The sequence below is a fragment of the Streptomyces sp. 840.1 genome, from assembly GCF_003751445.1.
Taxonomy (GTDB): Bacteria; Actinomycetota; Actinomycetes; order Streptomycetales; family Streptomycetaceae; genus Streptomyces.
Genome location: NZ_RJUU01000003.1, coordinates 961,505 through 982,397, shown reverse-complemented (window position 1 = coordinate 982,397; position 20,893 = coordinate 961,505). Strand labels below are relative to the sequence as shown.

Below are 20,893 nucleotides of genomic sequence, written 5' to 3'. Positions count from 1 at the left end.
GTCGACAGAATATTGTCTACAGTATGCTGTCTGTCGGGTCAAGGCTGTTGTCAAGCCTCCAATCGCCGAGCGGTATTCCTGTGGGATCACGTGCCTCTGTACCGGTCGGTAGCGACCAAGACTGGATGGTTCCTGCCATATGTAGCGAGGGGAACCTGAATATGACCGGCTCACGTGTCGTGGCGCTCGGCCACTATCAGCCCGCCAAGGTGCTCACCAACCATGACCTGGCCGCCATGGTGGACACCAGTGACGAGTGGATCACCAGCCGCGTCGGCATCAAGACCCGTCACCTCGGTGGCCCCGACGAGCCGGTGGACGAGCTGGCCGCACACGCTGCGGCCAAGGCGCTCGCCACCGCCGGGCTCCAGCCCTCGGACATCGATCTGGTGCTGGTCGCCACCTCCACCGCGATCGACCGGTCGCCGAGCATGTCGGCCCGCGTCGCCGCCCGCCTCGGCATGACGTCACCCGCGGTGATGGACATCAACGTGGTCTGTTCCGGTTTCACCCACGCCCTCGCCACCGCCGACCACGCCGTGCGCGCCGGAGCGGCCACCCGCGCGCTCGTGATCGGTGCCGACAAGATGGGCGACATCGTCGACTGGACCGACCGCACCAGCTGCGTGCTGATGGGGGACGGCGCCGGGGCCGCGGTCGTGGTCGCCGACTCCGGCTCGGCCGCCCGGCCGGGCATCGGCCCGGTGCTGTGGGGTTCCGTGCCCGGCATGGGGGACGCGGTACGGATCGAGGGGACGCCGCCGCGCTTCGCCCAGGAAGGGCAGTCGGTCTACCGCTGGGCGACCACCCAGCTGCCGCCCATCGCCCGCAAGGTGTGCGAGAAGGCGGGGCTCACCCCCGAGGACCTCGCCGCGGTGGTTCTGCACCAGGCCAACCTGCGGATCATCGAACCGGTGGCCAGGAAGATCGGCGCCGTCAACGCGGTCATCGCCCGGGACGTGGTGGACTCCGGCAACACGTCCGCAGCCTCGATCCCGATGGCCCTGTCCAAGCTGGTGGAACGGGGCGAGGTCGCCACGGGCGCGCCGGCGCTGCTCTTCGGCTTCGGCGGGAACCTCAGTTACGCGGGTCAGGTGATCCGCTGTCCCTGAGGGGACTTGTGCTCGGTAGACTGTAGACGATAAGCAATTGCTCGTCGCTCGGAGGGGGACCGCAATGTTGTCCGCAGGACTGCCGCAAGGGACCGTGCCGAAGCTGGAACGCCCCGGTCCGCTGCGTGAGCGGGTCTACGAGGCGCTTCTCGAACTCATCACCACCCGTGCGCTCCGTCCCGGCCAGCACCTGGTCGAGAGCGAGCTGGCCGGCCATCTCGGGGTGTCCCGGCAGCCGGTGCGCGAGGCCCTGCAGCGGCTCAACACCGAGGGCTGGGTCGATCTGCGGCCCGCCCAGGGCGCGTTCGTCCATGAGCCCACGGAGGACGAGGCGGACCAGCTGCTGTCGGTCCGTACGCTCCTGGAGGCCGAGGCCGCCCGGCTCGCCGCCGCCAACTCCGGCAGCGCGGGCATCGCCGCCCTGGAGGAGCTGTGCGCCAGGGGTGAGCGGGCCGTCGCCGACGACGACGTGGACCTGGCGGTGGCGACCAACGCCGCCTTCCACGCCAAGGTCATGGAGCTGGCCGGCAACGTCGTCCTCGCCGAGCTGGCCGGCCAGGTGGACCGCCGGGTCCGCTGGTACTACACCCCCGTCGCCCGTCAGCGGGGCACCCGCTCCTGGACCGAGCACCGCGCGCTGATCGCCGCGATCTCCTCGCGCGACGAGCAGCAGGCCACGGCCGTCATGCGCTCCCACACCGAGCACACCCGCCAGAGCTACCACCAGCGCCAGGAGGGCTGACCTCCACGCTTCCCGTGCCCTCGAACGCCGGCTGAGGAATCAGCCCGTCCGGCGATCGGGGGCATCGTCGTGCCCGGCGCCGGCGGCGGCCGGTACCCGCCCTCCGGGGCCGGCGCCCGCACCCCTTTGTCCTCAGGGTGGAGAAAGTTGTGGTGGATTCCTGCGCAACTTCTTCCCACTCCGGGCAAGCGCTGCTACGTTCCCCTCCAAAGCCCGACGGACAGGCCGATGTGGCGGGGAGGGGCGCGTGAGACGTATGACGGCACGACCCGCGAATGCGCATCAGGCGCGACTGCTTCGGCTGTTGCGCGACGGCGGGCCCAACTCACGGGCACAGCTGGGGGATCAGGTCGATCTCTCCCGCTCCAAGCTCGCCGTCGAGGTGGACAGACTGCTGGAGACCGGCCTTGTGGTGGCCGACGGACTCGCCGCATCCCGCGGCGGGCGTCGCTCGCACAACATCCGGCTCGCCCCGGCACTGCGCTTCCTCGGCGTCGACATCGGCGCCACCTCGGTCGACGTGGCGGTCACCAACGCGGAGCTGGAGGTCCTGGGCCACCTCAACCACCCCATGGACGTACGCGAGGGCCCCGTCGCCATCTTCGAGCAGGTGCTGTCCATGGCGGCCAAGCTCCGGGCCTCCGGGCTCGCCGAAGGGTTCGACGGCGCGGGGATCGGCGTACCGGGACCGGTCCGCTTCCCCGAGGGGATCCCGGTCGCACCGCCGATCATGCCCGGCTGGGACGGCTTCCCGGTCCGCGAGGCGCTCAGCCAGGAGCTGGGCTGCCCCGTGATGGTCGACAACGACGTGAACCTGATGGCCATGGGGGAGCAGCACGCGGGCGTCGCACGCTCCGTGGGCGACTTCCTCTGCGTCAAGATCGGCACCGGTATCGGCTGCGGCATCGTCGTCGGCGGAGAGGTCCACCGCGGTACGACGGGCAGTGCGGGCGACATCGGCCACATCCAGGTCGAACCGGACGGGCGCCCCTGCGCCTGTGGCAACCGGGGCTGCCTGGAAGCGCACTTCAGCGGCGCCGCACTGGCCCGCGACGCCGAGGACGCCGCCCGCGCCGGGCAGTCGACGGAGCTCGCGGCCAGGCTGTCGGCGTCCGGGAAACTCACCGCCGTCGACGTCGCCGCCGCCGCGGCCGCGGGCGACGCCACCTCGCTCGACCTGATCCGCGAAGGCGGAAACCGGGTCGGGCAGGTCATCGCGGGACTCGTCAGCTTCTTCAACCCCGGTCTGGTGGTGATCGGCGGCGGTGTGACCGGACTGGGTCACACGCTGCTGGCCAGCGTCCGGACCCAGGTCTACCGGCAGTCACTGCCACTGGCGACCGGCAACCTCCCCATCGTGCTGGGCGAGCTGGGACCCGCCGCCGGAGTGATCGGCGCGGCCAGGCTCATCAGCGACCACCTCTTCTCACCGGCCTGACCCCGGCACCACCGGCCCGAAACCGGCACCACCGGCCTGCTCACCGGGCCGCAGCACGTGCAAGAGCCGCGCACCATCCGCCCGATCGCTCTCCCGCCTGATCGCTCTCCCGTCCGATCCGCCTCCCGCCGGACCGATCCTCGGCCGGCCGGCAAGAAAGGCACCGCCCCGCGCCAGCGGCCGGGGTCCGGGTGAACCCCGGGACCGTACTTCGCCCTGCCCGCTCACCGGCACCCGCCGAGGGGATTTGTCATGGCTCCAGAACCACCCCTGCTCACCATGTCCGGCATCACCAAGTCCTTCCCCGGCGTGCGCGCCCTGGACGGCGTCGACCTGGAAGTCCAGGCCGGCGAGGTCCACTGTCTGCTCGGCCAGAACGGGGCGGGCAAATCCACCCTCATCAAGGTGCTCGCCGGGGCCCACCAGCCCGACGACGGCGAGATCATCTGGCGCGGCTCACCCGCTGTGCTCAAGACGCCCATCACCGCGATGCGCCTCGGGATCGCCACCATCTACCAGGAACTCGACCTGGTGGAGGGGCTGTCGGTCGCCGAGAACGTCTTCCTCGGCCACGAGCCGACCACTGCGGGCTTCGTCGTCCGCACCCGGGACGGCCGCACCGCCGCCGCCGCGCTGCTGAAGCGCCTCGGGCACCCGGAGATCGACCCGGCCCGTCCGGTGGGTGAACTCTCCGCCGCGCAGCAGCAGATCGTCTCGATGGCCCGTGCGCTCTCCCACGACGTACGGCTCATCGTGATGGACGAACCGTCCGCGGCCCTCGACCCCGACGAGGTGTCCAACCTCTTCCGGATCGTCGCCTCGCTGACCGCCGACGGGGTCGCCGTCGTCTACATCTCCCACCGGCTGGAGGAGATCCGCCGGATCGGCGACCGGGTGACCGTGATCAAGGACGGCAGGACCGTCGCGGTGGGCCTGCCCGCCGAGTCCACACCCACGCGCGACATCGTTGCCATGATGACCGGCCGCAATGTCGAGTACGTCTTCCCGCCGAGGCCGGACACCGCGGCCGCGAGCAGCGTGGCCGAGCCGGTGCTCAGGGTCGAAGGCCTCACCAGGAAGGGCGAGTTCGCCCCGGTCGACCTGGAACTCAGGCCCGGCGAGATCGTCGGCCTGGCCGGGCTCGTCGGCTCCGGGCGCTCCGAGATCCTGGAGACCATCTACGGAGCCCGCCGCGCCACCGCCGGACAGGTCACCGTCGCCGGCAAGCCCCTGCGGCCCGGCAGTGTCCGCGCCGCCGTCGCGGCCGGCATCGGCCTCGCCCCCGAGGAACGCAAGGCGCAGGCCCTGCTGATGCTCGAATCCGTTACCCGCAATGTCTCCGTGTCGACCATGTCCCGCTTCTCCAGGGGCGGTTGGCTGGACCGGGGCGCCGAGCGCAAGGCGGCCCGCGCCGCCACCCGCGAGCTCTCGCTGCGCCCCGACAACCCGGACGCCCCCGTCCGCACGCTCTCCGGGGGCAACCAGCAGAAGGCGGTCCTGGCCCGCTGGCTGCTGCGCGGCTGCCGGGTGCTGCTGCTCGATGAACCGACCCGCGGAGTGGACGTCGGCGCCCGCGCCGAGCTCTACGCCGTGATCCGCCGGCTGGCCGACGAAGGCCTCGCCGTACTGCTCGTCTCCAGCGAAGTGCCCGAAGTCCTGGGCCTCGCCGACCGGGTGCTGGTGCTCCGTGAGGGTCACGTCGTGCATACGGCGGACGCCACGGAGCTCGACGAGCACCGCGTACTCGACCTCGTGATGGAAGGGAGCCCGACGTCATGACGCAGCCCGTCTCCTCGGCACAGCAGAGCGGGCCGGACAAGGGCGCCGCGCCCGTATCCGTCCCCGCGCCCCCGTCGAAGAAGGACAGGTCCCCGCGAGCCCTCGGGCTGCGCGTCGACCTGCGCAGCCTCTCGCTGCTGGGCGTTCTCGCCGCACTGATCGTCGTCGGCGCGATCACCGAGCCCGACGCCTTCCTGGACACCGGGAACCTTCAGCTGATCCTGACCCAGGCCTCGGTCATCGGCGTGGTGACCGTCGGGGTGACCTTCGTCATCACCAGCGGCGGCATCGACCTGTCCGTCGGCGCCATGGTCGCCCTCGCCTCGGTCTGGGCGACCACCCTGGCCACCCAGGAATACGGCTTCGTGGGCATCCTGTTCACCGCGATGCTCGTCGGCCTCGGGGCGGGACTGATCAACGGCGTGCTCATCGCGTACGGCCGGCTGGTGCCGTTCATCGCGACACTGGCGATGCTCGCCTCCGCCCGGGGCATGGCCCTGCTGATCACCGACGGCAAGACCCAGATCGTCACCGTCAAGTCCGTCCTGGACCTCGGCCTGCCCGGCTCCTACGTCCTCGGCATCCCGCCGCTGGTCATGATGTTCGCGGTGGTCACCGTCATCGGCTGGCTGCTGCTGAACCGTACGACCTTCGGCCGCCGCACCGTCGCCGTCGGCGGCAACGCGGAGGCGGCCCGGCTGGCGGGCATCGACGTACGGCGCCAGCGCCTCTACCTCTACCTGCTGTCCGGACTCTGCTGCGGCATCGCCGCCTTCATGCTGATCATCCTGTCCGGCTCGGGGCAGAACACCAACGGCAACCTGTACGAGCTGGACGCCATCGCCGCCGCGATCATCGGCGGCACCCTGCTCACCGGCGGCCGGGGCACCATCGTCGGCTCCGTGCTGGGTGTCCTCGTCTTCACCACCATCACCAACATCTTCGCGCTCAACAACCTGCAGAGCGACGTCCAGCAGATCGCCAAGGGCGCGATCATCGTCGCCGCCGTACTGGTCCAGAGCCGCACGTCGGCCCACCGGGATACCTGACTTTTAGTCAACTCGCCATCCTTTCCCGCCTGTTCCGCATGCCCACGCACGGATGAAGGGTTTGACAGCCATGCCAGAAACCAGCCGAAGAGGACTGCTTTTCGGGACCGCGGCGGTCTCCGCGGGTGCCTTCCTCAGCGCCTGCACCAGCAACGACCCCAAGGAGAAGGACACCGCGGCGCAGAGCAACGCGCCCGCCGCCGACGACAAGCCGGGCAAGCCCCTCACCATCGGCTTCGCCGGTCCGCAGGCCGACCACGGCTGGCTCAACGCGATCAACGAGAACGCGAAGTCGCGGGCGAAGAAGTACTCCGAGATCACGCTGGAGACCACCGAGGGCTCCAACGACACCGCCGCCCAGATCGGCCAGGTCAAGACCCTCATCAACAAGAAGGTCGACGTCCTCATCATCCTGCCGGCCGACGGCAAGGCGCTCACCCAGGTCGGCCTGGAGGCGATGCGCGCGGGTATCCCCGTCGTCAACCTGGACCGCATCTTCGCCTCCCCGCAGGCCTACCGCTGCTACGTCGGCGGCGACAGCTACGGCATGGGACTCAACGCCGGGACCTACATCGGCGAGCAGCTCAAGGACAAGCCGAACGCCAAGGTCGTCGAGCTCGCCGGCATCGACAGCCTGGAGCTGACCAAGCAGCGCAGCCAGGGCTTCGCGGACGCGCTGAAGAACTACTCCAACATCAAGCTGGTGGCCCGTCAGGCGGCCGACTTCACCGTCGAGTCCGGCCAGGCGAAGATGGCGCAGCTCCTCCAGGCGCAGAAGAAGTTCGACGCGCTGTGGAACCACGACGACGACCAGGGCGTGGGCGCGCTGCGCGCCATCGAGCAGGCGGGCCGGGACGAGTTCCTGATGGTCGGCGGGGCCGGCGCCAAGTCCGCGATGGACGCCATCAAGGCCGGCAACAGTGTCCTGAAGGCCACCGTGCTCTACCCGCCGACGATGGCCGCCTCGGCCGTCGACCTGGCCCGCGCGCTCGGCCAGGGCAAGGGTGTCGCCGGACTCTCCGAGATGGAGATCCCGACCAACCTCACGCTCTACTCCGCGGTGGTCACCAAGGAGAACATCGACCAGTACCTGCCGACGGGCTTCAACTGAGCAGCCCCGCGGGAGGGTGCTGACCCTCCCGCCGCACCCACCGAACCACCGATGAGGAGGAAGTCCGGATGGCCCGTAGGGAAGAGACGGAGCAGGAGGCGGCGGCGCCGCCGACGTACCGGCCGATGCCGAGCGTGCCCACGCTCGGGGTCGGCATGGTCGGATACGCGTTCATGGGCGCCGCGCACTCGCAGGGGTGGCGCACGGCCGGCCACGTCTTCGAGCTGCCGATGCGGCCCGCTCTCGCCGCGATCTGCGGACGCGACCGCAAGGCGGTCGAGGCCGCCGCCGACCGGCACGGCTGGGCGGCGGCCGAGACCGACTGGCGGGCCCTGATCGCCCGGGACGACGTGCAGCTCGTCGACATCTGTACCCCGGGCGACAGCCATGCGGAGATCGCCATCGCGGCCCTGGAGGCGGGCAAGCACGTGCTGTGCGAGAAGCCGCTCGCCAACACGGTCGCGGAGGCCGAGGCCATGACCGAGGCGGCGGCGCGCGCCGCCGCCCGCGGCCAGGTGGCGGTGGTCGGCTTCAACTACCGCAAGGTGCCCGCCATCACCTATGCCCGGAAGCTGATCGCGGAGGGGCGGCTCGGCACCCTGCGGCACGTACGCGCCACCTACCTCCAGGACTGGCTGGTCGATCCCGCCTCGCCGCTCACCTGGCGGCTGGAGCGGGAACACGCGGGCTCGGGCGCGCTCGGCGACCTCGGGGCGCACATCGTCGACCTCGCCCAGTTCCTCGCGGGGGAGCTGCTGGTCGGGGTGTCCGCGGTCACCGAGACCTTCGTGCGCGAACGGCCCCTGCAGAACGGCTCGTCGAACGGCCTGGCCGGGATCGCGGACACCGCCGCGCGAGGAGCGGTCACGGTGGACGACGCCGCGCTCTTCACGGGGCGGCTCGCCTCCGGCGCGGTGGCCTCCTTCGAGGCGACGCGGATGGCGGCCGGCCGGAAGAACGCGCTGCGCCTCGAGATCAACGGGGAGCTGGGCTCGCTCGCCTTCGACCTGGAACGGCTCAACGAGCTGTCCTTCCACGACCACACCGAGCCCGCCACCACGGCCGGCTTCCGGCGGATCCTGGTCACCGAGCCCGAGCATCCCTACCTGGAGGCCTGGTGGCCGCCGGGCCACGCCCTCGGGTACGAGCACACCTTCATCCACCAGGCCCGGGACGTGGTCCGCACCATCGCGGAGAACGGCCCGCCCACACCGTCCTTCGCGGACGGGCTCCAGGTGCAGCGGGTGCTGGCGGCGGTGGAGGAGAGCGCCGCGAAGAACTCCGTGCACACCCCCGTACAACCGACCGCACAGCTCTAGGAGGTCCTGCGCATGCCCCGTCCCTTCACCCTCTTCACCGGTCAGTGGGCCGATCTGCCCCTGGAGGAGGTCTGCCGGCACGCCCGTGACTTCGGCTACGACGGCCTCGAACTGGCCTGCTGGGGCGACCACTTCGAGGTGGACAAGGCCCTGGCCGATCCCGGCTACCTGGAGAGCCGGCACCAGCTGCTCGACAAGTACGGGCTGAAGTGCTGGGCGGTCTCCAACCACCTGGTCGGCCAGGCCGTCTGCGACAGCCCGATCGACGAGCGCCACCAGGGCATCCTGCCCGCCCGGATCTGGGGGGACGGGGAGCCCGAAGGGGTGCGCCGCCGGGCTGCCGAGGAGATCAAGAACACCGCGAGGGCGGCCGCCGCGTTCGGGGTCGACACGGTCATCGGCTTCACCGGCTCGTCGATCTGGCACCTGGTGGCGATGTTCCCGCCGGTCCCGCCGCACATGATCGAACGGGGCTACGAGGACTTCGCCGAGCGCTGGAACCCGATCCTGGACGTGTTCGACGCGGAGGGGGTGCGGTTCGCCCACGAGGTGCACCCGAGCGAGATCGCGTACGACTACTGGACCACGCACCGCGCGCTGGAGGCCGTCGGCCACCGGCCGGCCTTCGGGCTGAATTTCGACCCCAGCCACTTCGTCTGGCAGGACCTGGACCCGGTCGGTTTCCTCTACGACTTCCGGGACCGGATCTACCACGTCGACTGCAAGGAGGCCCGCAAGCGGCTGGACGGCCGCAACGGCCGGCTGGGCTCGCATCTGCCGTGGGGCGACCCGAGGCGCGGCTGGGACTTCGTCTCGGCCGGGCACGGCGACGTGCCGTGGGAGGACGTCTTCCGGATGCTGCGGTCCATCGAGTACGACGGACCGGTCTCCGTGGAGTGGGAGGACGCCGGCATGGACCGCCTCACGGGCGCGCCGGAGGCGCTGGCCTCGCTGAAGCGGTTCGACTTCGACCCGCCGAGCGCGTCGTTCGACGCGGCGTTCGGCGGCAAGGACTGAGGCGCCCCGGGGGCGGGCCCTCTCCGGAGGCTCCGCCCCCGGGCCCCCGCGCCTCAGTCGCCGGCCCGGCTCAGGAAGCCCCCGGCCGGGGGCGGGGCGAGTAGGGGGAAGACACCGTGCCCGGCGGCACGTGGTACGCCGCCGGGCCGCTCCGTCCTGCCCTCACCCTGCTTTGTCCTGACCAAGGAAAAAGTTCAACAAGACCGCTGCACAAGGGCTTTCCAGCCAGGACGAACAGGTCTACCGTCCAGAACGTGTACACGACATGACTCTCGTCACCGGGGCCGCACAGGCCCCGACTGACCTGCGCGGCAGTCCCCGCGCGGAACGGCACGGCAGCACCCGCACCCGCCCGTACAACCGGCACTCTCCGGAGGACAACTCGTGCACAGAACCCGAAGCAGGACCGGATCACGGCTCCGCGTCCGTAAATCCCTCGCCCTGTTCACCGGCGCACTGCTCGCCGCCGCCACCCTCAGCCTGGGCACATCGGGCATCGCCACCGCCCACGAGGAGCCCGCCCCGGCCCCGGCCGCCGAGGACTTCCAGCAGGTGACCCTCGCCAAGGGCGCAGCCGAGACCGGCGAGCCCATGACCCTCGCCGTCCTCCCCGACCTCAGCGTGCTGCACACCTCGCGCAGCGGCGAGCTCCGGCTCACCGACAGCTCGGGCAACACCAGCATCGCCGGCACCATCCCCGTCTACTCGCACGACGAGGAAGGCCTCCAGGGCGTAGGCGTCGACCCGGACTTCGCCGAGAACCGGGCGATCTACCTCTACTACGCACCCCCGCTGGACACCCCCGACGGCGACGCCCCCGAGACCGGCACCGCCGCCGACTTCGCCCCGTTCGACGGCGTCAACCGGCTCTCCCGCTTCGTCCTCAAGGAGGACGGCACCCTCGACCTGGGCAGCGAGAAGAAGGTCCTCGACGTCAAGACGTCCCGCGGCATGTGCTGCCACGTGGGCGGCGACATCGACTTCGACGCGCAGGGCAACCTGTACCTGTCGACCGGCGACGACTCCAACCCCTTCGCCTCCGACGGGTTCACCCCCATCGACGAGCGCCCCGACCGCAACCCGGCGTTCGACGCCCGGCGCTCCGCCGGCAACAGCAACGACCTGCGCGGCAAGATCCTCCGCATCAAGGTCGCCGAGGACGGCTCGTACACCATCCCGGACGGCAACCTCTTCGCCCCGGGCACGGACAAGACCCGCCCCGAGATCTACGCGATGGGCTTCCGCAACCCGTTCCGCTTCAGCATCGACAAGGCGACCGGCATCATCTACGTCGGTGACTACGGGCCCGACGCCGGAGCCGCCGACCCGAAGCGCGGACCGGCCGGACAGGTCGAGTTCGCCCGGGTCACCAAGGCCGGCAACTTCGGCTGGCCGTTCTGCACCGGCGACAACGACCCGTTCATCGACTACGACTTCGCGACCAAGCAGTCCGGCGCCGCCTTCGACTGCGCGGCCCCGAAGAACACCTCGCCGCACAACACCGGCATCGTCGACCTGCCCCCGGCGCAGGCCGCCTGGATCCCGTACGACGGCGGTTCCGTCCCGGAGTTCGGCACCGGTTCCGAGTCCCCGATGGGCGGACCGGTCTACCACTACGACGCCGACCTCGACTCGCCCGTGAAGTTCCCGGAGGCGTACGACGGCGACTTCTTCGCCGGTGAGTTCGGCCGCCAGTGGATCAAGCGCATCGAGCAGGACGCCGACGGCAAGGTTGAGTCGATCAACGACATCCCGTGGTCCGGCACCCAGATCATGGACATGGCCTTCGGGCCCGACGGAGCGCTCTACGTCCTGGACTACGGCCTCTCCTGGTTCGGCGGCGACGAGAACTCGGCGCTCTACCGCATCGAGAACGCCACCGGGGGACGCTCCCCGATCGCGGAGGCCTCGGCCAGCAAGACCTCGGGCACCGCACCCCTCAAGGTGAAGTTCTCCTCGGCCGGCACCTCGGACGCGGACGGCGACGCCCTGACGTACGCCTGGGACTTCGGCGACGGCGGCACCTCCACGGACGCCAACCCCGCCTACACGTACAAGAAGAACGGCACCTACACCGCGACCGTCACCGCGAAGGACCCGACCGGACGCACCGGCAAGGCGAGCGTCCACGTCACCGTCGGCAACACCGCACCGAAGGTGAGCCTCGAACTCCCCGGTGACGGACAGCTGTTCACCTTCGGCGACGAGATCCCGTTCAAGGTCAACGTGACCGATCCCGAGGACGGCACGATCGACTGCTCCAAGGTCGAGGTCCGCTTCGTCCTCGGCCACGACAGCCACGGCCACCCGATCACCTCGGCGCACGGCTGCACCGGCACCATCAAGACGGAGATGGACGGCGGGCACGACCCCAACGCCAACATCTTCGGAGTCATCGACGCCTCCTACACCGATGGCGGGGGCGGCGGCCAGGCCGCGCTGACCGGTCACGACCAGTCGCAGCTCCAGCCGCGCCACCGCCAGGCCGAGCACTTCAACAACTCGTCCGGCATCAAGGTCTACGACAAGGCGAACGCCGAGGGCGGCAAGACCGTCGGCGACATCGACAACGGCGACTGGATCTCCTTCAAGCCGTACATCCTCGGAGACTCCACCAAGCTCACCGCCCGGATCGCCTCCGGCGGGGCGGGCGGCTTCCTCGAAGTCCGCTCGGGCTCGGCCGACGGAAAGATCCTCGGCTCCGCACCCGTCCCGGTGACCGGCGGCTGGGAGGTCTTCCAGGACATCGACGTACCCCTGCGCGGCGTCCCGAAGAAGGCCACCGAGCTCTTCCTGGTCTTCAAGGGAGGCGACGGAGCGCTCTACGACCTCGATGACTTCGAGTTCTCCAACACCCCGCCCGACAAGACCGCCAAGCGGGTCCTGGTCTTCTCCAAGACCGCCGGATTCCGCCACGACGCGATTCCCGAGGGCGTCGCCGCACTGAAGGAACTCGGCAAGGACAGCAACATCACGGTCGACGCGACGGAGGAGGCCGGCCAGTTCACCACCTCCAACCTGGCCCGCTACGACGCCGTGGTCTTCATGTCGACCACGGGTGACGTCCTCAACGCCGACCAGCAGAAGGCGTTCGAGAACTTCGTGACCACCGGCGGCGGATACGTCGGCGTGCACGCCGCCGCCGACACCGAGTACGACTGGCCGTTCTACGGCGGACTCGTCGGCGCGTACTTCGACAGCCACCCCGCCATCCAGCCCGTCACCGTCCGGGTCGAGGACCACAAGAACCCGGCCACCGCACACCTGGGCGAGGCCTGGGACCGCACCGACGAGCTGTACAACTACCGCACCAACCCGCGCGGCAAGGTCAAGGTCCTCGCCACCCTCGACGAGACGACCTACACCGGCGGCAACATGAAGGGCGACCACCCGATCACCTGGTGCCAGAGCTACCAGGGCGGCCGCTCCTTCTACACCGGCCTCGGCCACACCAAGGAGTCGTACGCCGACCCCGACTTCCGCAAGGTCCTCTCCGGCGGGCTGCGCTACGCGGCCGGCCAGGTGAAGGCCGACTGCAAGCCGGACACCGGCTACCGCTCGCTCTTCAACGGCAAGACGCTCGAAGGCTGGAAGCAGGCGGGCCCCGGCAAGTTCAACGTCGTCGACGGTGAACTGCGCTCCGAAGGCGGCATGGGCCTGCTCACCTACCAGGCCAAGGAGCTGAAGTCGTACTCCCTGAAGCTCGACTGGAAGCTGTCGGGCGACGACAACTCCGGAGTCTTCGTCGGCTTCCCGGAGTCCGACGACCCCTGGTCCGCGGTCGACAACGGCTACGAGGTCCAGATCGACGCCACCGACGCCCCCGACCGCACCACCGGCGCCGTCTACACCTTCAAGTCGGCCAACATCAAGGCACGCGACCAGGTGCTGAGGCCGCCCGGCCAGTGGAACAGCTACGAGATCAAGGTCCAGGGTGAACGGCTCCAGATCTTCCTCAACGGAGTGAAGATCAACGACTTCACCAACACCGACCCGGCCCGAAGCCTCAAGGACGGCTACATCGGCCTCCAGAACCACGGGGCCGACGACCAGGTGTCCTTCCGCAACATCCAGCTGAAGGAACTGCCCTCCGCATAGGGCCACCGTCCGGACGGCGGGCGGGCGGGACACCACACCCCGCCCGCCGTCCGCACCCCCGTCCCCATCCCCTCAGGCACAGCGCCACCAGCTCTGCACCGCCAGGACCCCCAGCCAGGGAGGCATCCCGTGTCAGCACACGCCGTTCGTACCGGAGTCTGGTTCATCGGAGCACGCGGCTCCGTCGCCACCACCGCCACGGCGGGGTGCGCAGCGGTCGCGGCGGGCCTCCACCCGGCCGCCGGCATGGTCACCGAGACCGCACCGTTCGCCGAGAGCGGTCTGCCACCCGTCGGCTCGCTGGTCTTCGGCGGGCACGACACCCTGGACTGCCCACTTCCCAAACGCGCCGAAGTGCTCGCCGCCGGGGGAGTGCTGCCGCACGGCCTGCCCTCCGCGGTGGAATCCGAACTCGCCGCGGCCGACGCCGAGATCCGCCCCGGCGGACCGCTCCCCGGCGACACCCGCACGGACGAGGAACTCGTCACGGCGTTCGCCGCCGACCTCACCGACTTCACCCGCCGGGGTGGCCTGGCCAGGACCGTCGTCATCAACGTCGCCTCCACCGAGCCGGCCCCCGAGCCCGGCGCCCGGCGGCTGCCCGCCAGCGCCCTCTACGCCGCAGCAGCCCTCCGAGCCGGCTGCCCCTACGTCAACTTCACCCCCTCCACCGGGCTGCGCACCCCCGCCCTCCAGGCCGCCGTCGCGGCGTGCGGACTTCCTCACGCGGGCCGCGACGGCAAGACCGGCCAGACCCTGCTGCGCTCCGTGCTCGCCCCGATGTTCGTCCAGCGGGCCCTGCCGGTACGGGCCTGGTCCGGCACCAACCTGCTCGGCGGCGGCGACGGGGCGGCACTGGCCGACCCGGCGGCGGCCGCCGCGAAGAACGCCGGCAAGGAACGCGTCCTGGCCGACACGCTCGGCGCCGCCCCCGAGGGCGAGGTCCACATCGACGACGTGCCGGCGCTCGGGGACTGGAAGACGGCCTGGGACCACATCGCGTTCGACGGGTTCCTCGGCGCCCGCATGGTCCTCCAGACCACCTGGCAGGGCTGCGACTCGGCACTCGCCGCGCCCCTGGTCCTCGACCTGGCACGGCTGCTGGCGCGCGCCCACGAGGTGGGCCTGACCGGGCCACGCCCCGAACTCGGCTTCTACTTCAAGGACCCGGACGGCGGCCCCGCCGCCCTCTCCGCCCAGTACCTGGCGCTGCTCTCCTTCGCGGAGCGGCTGCGGGGCGAGAAGTGACGGTACGCGCCTGGGCGGAACTGCTCAGGGTCTCCGCGCTGTTCACCGTGCCGGGCGACGCGCTGGCGGGCGCGGCAGCCGTCGGCCGCCGCCCAGGCCGCTCCACCGCCCTCGCCGTCGGCGCCTCGCTCTGTCTGTACGAGGCGGGCATGGCCCTCAACGACTGGGCCGACCGCGAAGAGGACGCCGTGGACCGCCCGCACCGGCCGATCCCCTCGGGCCGGATCACCCCCCGCGCGGCGCTCACCGCCGCCGGTGCGCTGACCGCTGCGGGCCTGGCCCTCGCCGCCCGCGCGGGCCGCCCGGCCCTTACGGTGGCCACCGGCCTCGCGGCGACGGTCTGGGCGTACGACCTGCGGTTGAAGCACACCCCGGCGGGCCCGGCGGCGATGGCGGCGGCCCGCGGCCTGGACCTCCTCCTCGGCGCGACGGCGACCGCGACGGCCAGTACGACCGCATCCGTCACCGCCACCACCACCCCCGATTCCGCGACCCCGCCCCCGGCCCGTACCGTGCCCGCCGCGCTCCCCGCCGCCGCCCTGCTGACGGCGCACACCTACGCGGTCACCGCCGTCTCGCGCCACGAGGCACAGGGCGGCTCCACCGCCGCACCCCTCGCCGCCCTCACAGCGGTCGCCGCACTCGGCGCCGCGACCGTGCGGGAGCGGCCGGGGAAGGGGGAGCGGGCGTCGGCCCCCGCCCGGCTCCTGCTCACCGCGCTCACCGGCGCCTACCTGCGCACCGCCGGCCGCCCGCTCGTGCACGCCGCGCTCAACCCGTCGCCACCGCTCACCCAGCGCGCCGTCGGCGGCGGCATCCGGGCGATGATCCCGCTCCAGGCCGCCCTCGCCACCCGGGCCGGCGCCTCCGGCACCGCGCTCGCCGTCATGGGCCTCGTCCCGCTCGCCCGCAGCCTCGCCCGGAAGGTGAGCCTCACATGACGATCCGCCTCGGCTACGGCACCAACGGACTCACCGACCTCCGCCTGGACGACGCGCTCGGCCTCCTCGCGGACCTCGGCTACGACGGCGTCGGCCTCACCCTCGACCACATGCACCTCGACCCGATGGGCCCGGACCTGGCCGCCCGCACCCGACGGGTCGCCGCCCGGCTCCAGGAGCTGGGGCTCGGCGTCACCGTGGAGACCGGGGCCCGCTACGTCCTGGACCCGCGCCGCAAGCACGGCCCGTCCCTGCTCGACCCGGACCCCGAGGCCAGGGCGGCCAGAACCGGGCTGCTCGTGCGGGCCGTGGACGTCGCCGCCGAACTCGGCGCCCACGCCGTGCACTGCTTCAGCGGGGTCATGCCCCTGGGCACCGATGCCGGGACCGGCTGGGACCGGCTGACCGGCGCGCTCGCCCCGGTCATCGACGCGGCGCAGCGGGCCGGGGTGCCGCTGGCCATCGAGCCGGAGCCCGGACATCTCCTCTCCTATCTCTCCGACTTCCACCACCTGCGCGCACTGTGCGGCGACCCGGAACCGCTCGGACTCACCCTCGACATCGGCCACTGCCAGTGCATGGAGCAGGCCTCGCCGGTCGACTGCGTGACCGACGCGGCCCCCTGGCTGCGGCACGTCCAGATCGAGGACATGCGCCGCGGCGTCCATGAACACCTGCCCTTCGGCGAGGGGGAGATCGACTTCCCGCCCGTACTCGCCGCCCTCGACGCCCTGGGCGACAGCGGATACCAGGGGCTCACCGTCGTCGAACTGCCCCGCCACTCCCACGCGGGCCCCGAACTCGCCGAAATCTCCATCGAGTTCCTCCGCAAGCACGGTCCGTCGAGCCACTAGCCCGCCGAACCGCCAGCCCGCCGAAGGGAGCCACGCCATGCCGAAGACCCCGCCGGACGCCCCGCTGCTGACCCGTAAGGAACTCGACGCACAGCTCGGGGGCGCCGCCCGCGCCTGGCTCGACGAAGCCCTCGCCGAGGCCGCCCACGCCGCCGCCCACCCGGACACCGGACCCACCGCCAACGCCTACGCCGTCCCCCCGTGGGAACTGCGCTACGCCGCGGCCGGCCGGCACTGCGGACTCGAACGCGGCGACTCCGTACGCGTCCTGCTGCTCACCGGGGCCCGCGCCGGACTCGACGCCGTGACCCGGCTCTACGAACAGGGCACCGCCGCCGAACGGCGCGCCGTGCTGCTCGCGCTGCCCGCACTGGGCCTCGGCGCCACCGCCGTCGCCCTCGTCGAGGACGCCCTGCGTGCCAACGACACCACGCTGATCGCCGCCGCCGTCGGCCCGTACGCCGGCGAGCACCTGGACCCGCACAACTGGCGCCACGCCGTCCTCAAATGCCTCTTCACCGGCGTCCCCGTCGACGCCGTCGACCAGCTGGCCCGGCGCGCCCGGGGCGACGCGGAACTCGCCCGGATGCTGGGCGACTACGCGGCCGAGCGCATCGCCGCGAACCGCCCCGTCCCCGCCGACCTGCACCACGTACTCGCCCTCACGGCCCCCGGCGCCGGCACCACCGGCACCGCCACCACCGGCCCCGCAGCCCCCGGTCCCGCCGCCCCCACGGCCTCAACGGCCCCATCGGAGGAGTCCTGATGCGCATCTTCGACCCCCACATCCACATGACGTCCCGCACCACGGACGACTATCAGGCGATGTACGACGCCGGGGTCCGGGCGCTCGTCGAACCCTCCTTCTGGCTCGGCCAGCCCCGCACCTCACCGAGCAGCTTCTTCGACTACTTCGACGCCCTGCTCGGCTGGGAGCCCTTCCGCGCCGCCCAGTACGGCATCGCGCACCACTGCACACTCGCCCTCAACCCCAAAGAGGCCAACGACCCGCGCTGCACCCCGGTGCTGGACGCCCTGCCGCGCTACCTCGTCAAGGACTCCGTCGTCGCCGTCGGCGAGATCGGCTACGACTCCATGACCCCGGCCGAGGACACCGCGCTGGCCGCCCAGCTCCAGCTCGCCGCCGACCACGGGCTGCCCGCACTCGTCCACACCCCGCACCGCGACAAGCTCGCCGGTCTGCGCCGCACCATCGACGTCGTACGCGAATCACACCTCGCCCCGGAGCTGGTCGTGCTCGACCACCTCAACGAGACGACGGTGAAGGACGCCCTGGACAGCGGCTGCTGGGCCGGCTTCTCCATCTACCCCGACACCAAGATGGACGAGGACCGCATGATCGCCGTCCTCAAGCTGCACGGCACCGAGCGCATCCTCGTCAACTCCGCCGCCGACTGGGGCAGGAGCGACCCGCTGAAGACCCGCGGCGTGGCCGACGCGATGCTGGCCGCCGGCTTCACCGAGGACGACGTCGACCAGGTGCTGTGGCGCAACCCGGTCGCCTTCTACGGCCAGAGCGGCCGCCTCCACCTGGACACCCCGGCCCCGCAGGCGCTCCACGAGGGCAACTCCATCCTCCGCGGCGGGGAGTGAGGCCATGCGCTTCCGCCACCCCGACGGATCCGTCGTCCACCTCGCGTACTGCACCAACGTCCACCCGGCCGAAACCCTCGAAGGCGTCCGTGCCCAACTGCGCGACCACTGCGAACCGGTACGCAGACGGCTCGGCCGCGACCGCCTCGGCATCGGACTCTGGCTCGCCAGGGACGCCGCCCGCACCCTGGTCAACGACCCCGCGCAACTGCGCTCCCTGCGCGCCGAGCTCGACCGCCGGGGACTGGAGGTCGTCACCCTCAACGGCTTCCCGTACGAGGGCTTCGGCGCCGAAGAGGTCAAGTACCGGGTGTACAAACCGGACTGGACGGACCCCGAGCGCCTCGCCCACACCACCGACCTCGCCCGGCTCCTGGCCACGCTCCTGCCCGACGACGTCACCGACGGCACCATCTCCACCCTGCCCATCGCCTGGCGCACCCCGTACACCGGCGACCCCGAAGCGGCCCGCACCGCCCTGGCCGCGCTCACCACCCTCGGCGAACGCCTGGACGCGCTGGCCGAACTCACGGGGAAGTCCATCCGGATCGGCCTCGAACCCGAACCCGGCTGCACCGTCGAGACCACCGCCGACGCCATCGCACCCCTCACCGCCATCGCCCACGAACGCATCGGCATCTGCGTCGACACCTGCCACCTCGCCACCTCCTTCGAGGACCCGGACACCGCACTCGACGCGCTCGCCGCCGCGGGCATCCCCGCCGTCAAGGCACAGCTCTCCGCCGCCCTGCACGCCGAGCACCCGCACCTCCCCGAGGTACGCACCGCGCTCGCCGCCTTCGCCGAACCCCGCTTCCTCCACCAGACCCGCGTCGCCACCGCCGCCGGGCTGCGCGGCACCGACGACCTCGACGAGGCGGTCACCGGCGAGACCCTGCCCGACAGCGCCCCGTGGCGCGCCCACTTCCACGTACCCCTGCACGCACCCCCCGCGCCACCGCTGACCTCCACCCTCCCCGTGCTCCGGTCCACCCTGACCCGGCTGGTCGGCGGTCCGCAGCCGCTCACCCGGCACCTGGAGGTCGAGACGTACACCTGGCAGGCGCTCCCGGCGGAGCTGCGCCCCAGGACGCGTGCCCAGCTGGCGGACGGTATCGCCGCCGAACTCACCCTCGCCCGCGACCTCCTGGTCGACCTCGGCCTCAAGGAGCTGCCATGACCACCGAGGGCTCACCCACGCCCCTCCTCGTCCTCGACGTCGTCGGGCTCACCCCCCGGCTCCTCGAACACATGCCGAACCTCAAGGCCCTCGGCGGGAGCGGCACCCACGCCCCGCTCGGCACCGTGCTCCCCGCCGTGACGTGCGCCGCCCAGTCGACCTTCCTCACCGGCACCATGCCCGCCGAGCACGGGATCGTCGCCAACGGCTGGTACTTCCGCGAACTCGGTGACGTCCTCCTGTGGCGTCAGCACAACGGGCTGGTCGAGGGCGACAGGATCTGGGACGCGGCCCGCCGCGCCCACCCCGGCTACACCGTCGCCAACATCTGCTGGTGGTACGCGATGGGCGCCGACACCGACTTCACCGTCACCCCGCGCCCCGTCTACTACGCCGACGGCCGCAAGGAGCCCGACTGCTACACCCGCCCGCCGGCCCTCCACGACGAGCTCACCGAGAAGCTCGGCACCTTCCCCCTGTTCCACTTCTGGGGACCCGGCGCCGACCTCGTCTCCTCGCAGTGGATCATCGACGCGACCCGGCACATCATCGACACCCGCCACCCCGACCTCGCCCTCTGCTACCTCCCGCACCTGGACTACGACCTCCAGCGCTACGGCCCCGACGACCCGCGCGCCTTCAAGGCCGCGGCCGACCTCGACCGGGCCGTCGCCCCGCTCCTGGACGACGCCCGCCGCGAGGGCCGCACCGTCGTGGCGCTCTCCGAGTACGGGATCACCCGGGTGGACCGGCCCGTCGACATCAACCGCGCCCTGCGCCGCGCCGGACTCCTGGAGGTCCACACCCAGGACGGCATGGAGTACCTGGACCCGATGACCTCCCGGGCCTTCGCCGTCGCCGACCACCAGATCGCGCACGTCTACGTACGCCGCCCCGAGGACCTCGAAGCGGCCCGCGAGGCGCTCGCCGGACTGCCGGGCATCGAGCAGCTCCTGGACGACGAGGGCAAGAAGGCGAACGGGCTCGACCATCCGCGCTCCGGCGAGCTGGTCGCCGTCGCGGAGCCGGACGCCTGGTTCACGTACTACTACTGGCTCGACGACGCCCGCGCGCCCGACTTCGCCCAGCTCGTCGAGATCCACCGCAAACCCGGCTACGACCCCGTCGAACTCTTCCTGGACCCCCAGGACCCGTACGCCAGGGTCAAGGCCGCGACCGCCGTCGCCCGCAAGAAGCTCGGCATGCGCTACCGCATGGCGGTCGTCCCGCTCGACCCGTCACCGATCCGCGGCAGCCACGGCCGCCTTCCCCTGAGCGACGAAGAAGGGCCGCTCATCCTCTGCTCCACCCCCCACGCTTTCAGCGGCCCGGTCCGGGCCACCGAAGTGAAGTCCCTGCTCCTCACGCTTGCCGGCCTCGCATGAGATCGG

At 71.5% G+C, this 20,893-nt stretch carries 16 protein-coding genes; all 16 read left to right on the top strand.

The features are described from left to right. The first annotated feature begins 161 nt into the window (after positions 1–161). A complete protein-coding gene (locus EDD93_RS36815) occupies positions 162–1,112 on the top strand; it encodes a beta-ketoacyl-ACP synthase III (protein WP_123530900.1) in 951 nt (316 codons plus the stop codon). 64 nt (positions 1,113–1,176) lie between these two features. Further along, the gene (locus EDD93_RS36810; RefSeq protein WP_123530898.1) at positions 1,177–1,854 is read left to right on the top strand and encodes a GntR family transcriptional regulator; all 678 of its coding nucleotides are present in this window, start codon (positions 1,177–1,179) and stop codon (positions 1,852–1,854) included. A 256-nt stretch (positions 1,855–2,110) separates the two neighbouring features. Beyond that, the gene (locus EDD93_RS36805) at positions 2,111–3,292 is read left to right on the top strand and encodes an ROK family transcriptional regulator (RefSeq protein ID WP_123530896.1); all 1,182 of its coding nucleotides are present in this window, start codon (positions 2,111–2,113) and stop codon (positions 3,290–3,292) included. A gap of 252 nt (positions 3,293–3,544) precedes the next feature. Further along, positions 3,545–5,071 (top strand): sugar ABC transporter ATP-binding protein, encoded by a 1,527-nt coding sequence (locus tag EDD93_RS36800; RefSeq protein ID WP_123530894.1) that lies wholly within the window; start codon positions 3,545–3,547, stop codon positions 5,069–5,071. Next, positions 5,068–6,120 (top strand): ABC transporter permease, encoded by a 1,053-nt coding sequence (locus EDD93_RS36795; RefSeq protein ID WP_123530892.1) that lies wholly within the window; start codon positions 5,068–5,070, stop codon positions 6,118–6,120. The genes EDD93_RS36800 and EDD93_RS36795 overlap by 4 nt, the downstream gene beginning before the upstream one ends. Positions 6,121–6,190: 70 nt before the next feature. Then, positions 6,191–7,231: a substrate-binding domain-containing protein gene (locus EDD93_RS36790; protein ID WP_123530890.1), complete on the top strand. Its 1,041-nt coding sequence runs from the start codon at positions 6,191–6,193 to the stop codon at positions 7,229–7,231. A 68-nt stretch (positions 7,232–7,299) separates the two neighbouring features. Further along, positions 7,300–8,550 carry a Gfo/Idh/MocA family protein gene (locus EDD93_RS36785; protein WP_123530888.1) on the top strand — a complete coding sequence of 417 codons (1,251 nt, stop codon included), beginning with the start codon at positions 7,300–7,302 and terminating at the stop codon, positions 8,548–8,550. A gap of 12 nt (positions 8,551–8,562) precedes the next feature. Next, complete coding sequence (locus tag EDD93_RS36780; protein WP_123530886.1) at positions 8,563–9,567, top strand: sugar phosphate isomerase/epimerase; 1,005 nt, start codon at positions 8,563–8,565, stop codon at positions 9,565–9,567. Positions 9,568–9,951: 384 nt separating this feature from the next. Beyond that, on the top strand, positions 9,952–13,665 hold the full coding sequence (locus EDD93_RS36775) for a ThuA domain-containing protein (protein WP_123530884.1): 3,714 nt from the start codon (positions 9,952–9,954) through the stop codon (positions 13,663–13,665). Positions 13,666–13,794: 129 nt separating this feature from the next. Beyond that, a complete protein-coding gene (locus EDD93_RS36770; RefSeq protein ID WP_123530882.1) occupies positions 13,795–14,913 on the top strand; it encodes an inositol-3-phosphate synthase in 1,119 nt (372 codons plus the stop codon). After that, positions 14,910–15,854, top strand: coding sequence for an SCO3242 family prenyltransferase (locus tag EDD93_RS36765; RefSeq protein ID WP_123530880.1), 945 nt, complete (start codon positions 14,910–14,912; stop codon positions 15,852–15,854). Before EDD93_RS36770 ends, EDD93_RS36765 begins: the two co-directional genes overlap by 4 nt. Further along, on the top strand, positions 15,851–16,708 hold the full coding sequence (locus EDD93_RS36760) for a sugar phosphate isomerase/epimerase (RefSeq protein WP_123530879.1): 858 nt from the start codon (positions 15,851–15,853) through the stop codon (positions 16,706–16,708). The genes EDD93_RS36765 and EDD93_RS36760 overlap by 4 nt, the downstream gene beginning before the upstream one ends. 37 nt (positions 16,709–16,745) lie before the next feature. Continuing rightward, positions 16,746–17,474 (top strand): EboA domain-containing protein, encoded by a 729-nt coding sequence (locus EDD93_RS36755; RefSeq protein ID WP_123530877.1) that lies wholly within the window; start codon positions 16,746–16,748, stop codon positions 17,472–17,474. Then, complete coding sequence (locus EDD93_RS36750) at positions 17,474–18,322, top strand: TatD family hydrolase (protein ID WP_123530875.1); 849 nt, start codon at positions 17,474–17,476, stop codon at positions 18,320–18,322. Before EDD93_RS36755 ends, EDD93_RS36750 begins: the two co-directional genes overlap by 1 nt. A gap of 4 nt (positions 18,323–18,326) precedes the next feature. Further along, the gene (eboE, locus tag EDD93_RS36745) at positions 18,327–19,502 is read left to right on the top strand and encodes a metabolite traffic protein EboE (protein ID WP_123530873.1); all 1,176 of its coding nucleotides are present in this window, start codon (positions 18,327–18,329) and stop codon (positions 19,500–19,502) included. Further along, positions 19,499–20,887 (top strand): nucleotide pyrophosphatase/phosphodiesterase family protein, encoded by a 1,389-nt coding sequence (locus tag EDD93_RS36740; RefSeq protein WP_123530871.1) that lies wholly within the window; start codon positions 19,499–19,501, stop codon positions 20,885–20,887. The genes eboE and EDD93_RS36740 overlap by 4 nt, the downstream gene beginning before the upstream one ends. Positions 20,888–20,893 lie beyond the last annotated feature (6 nt).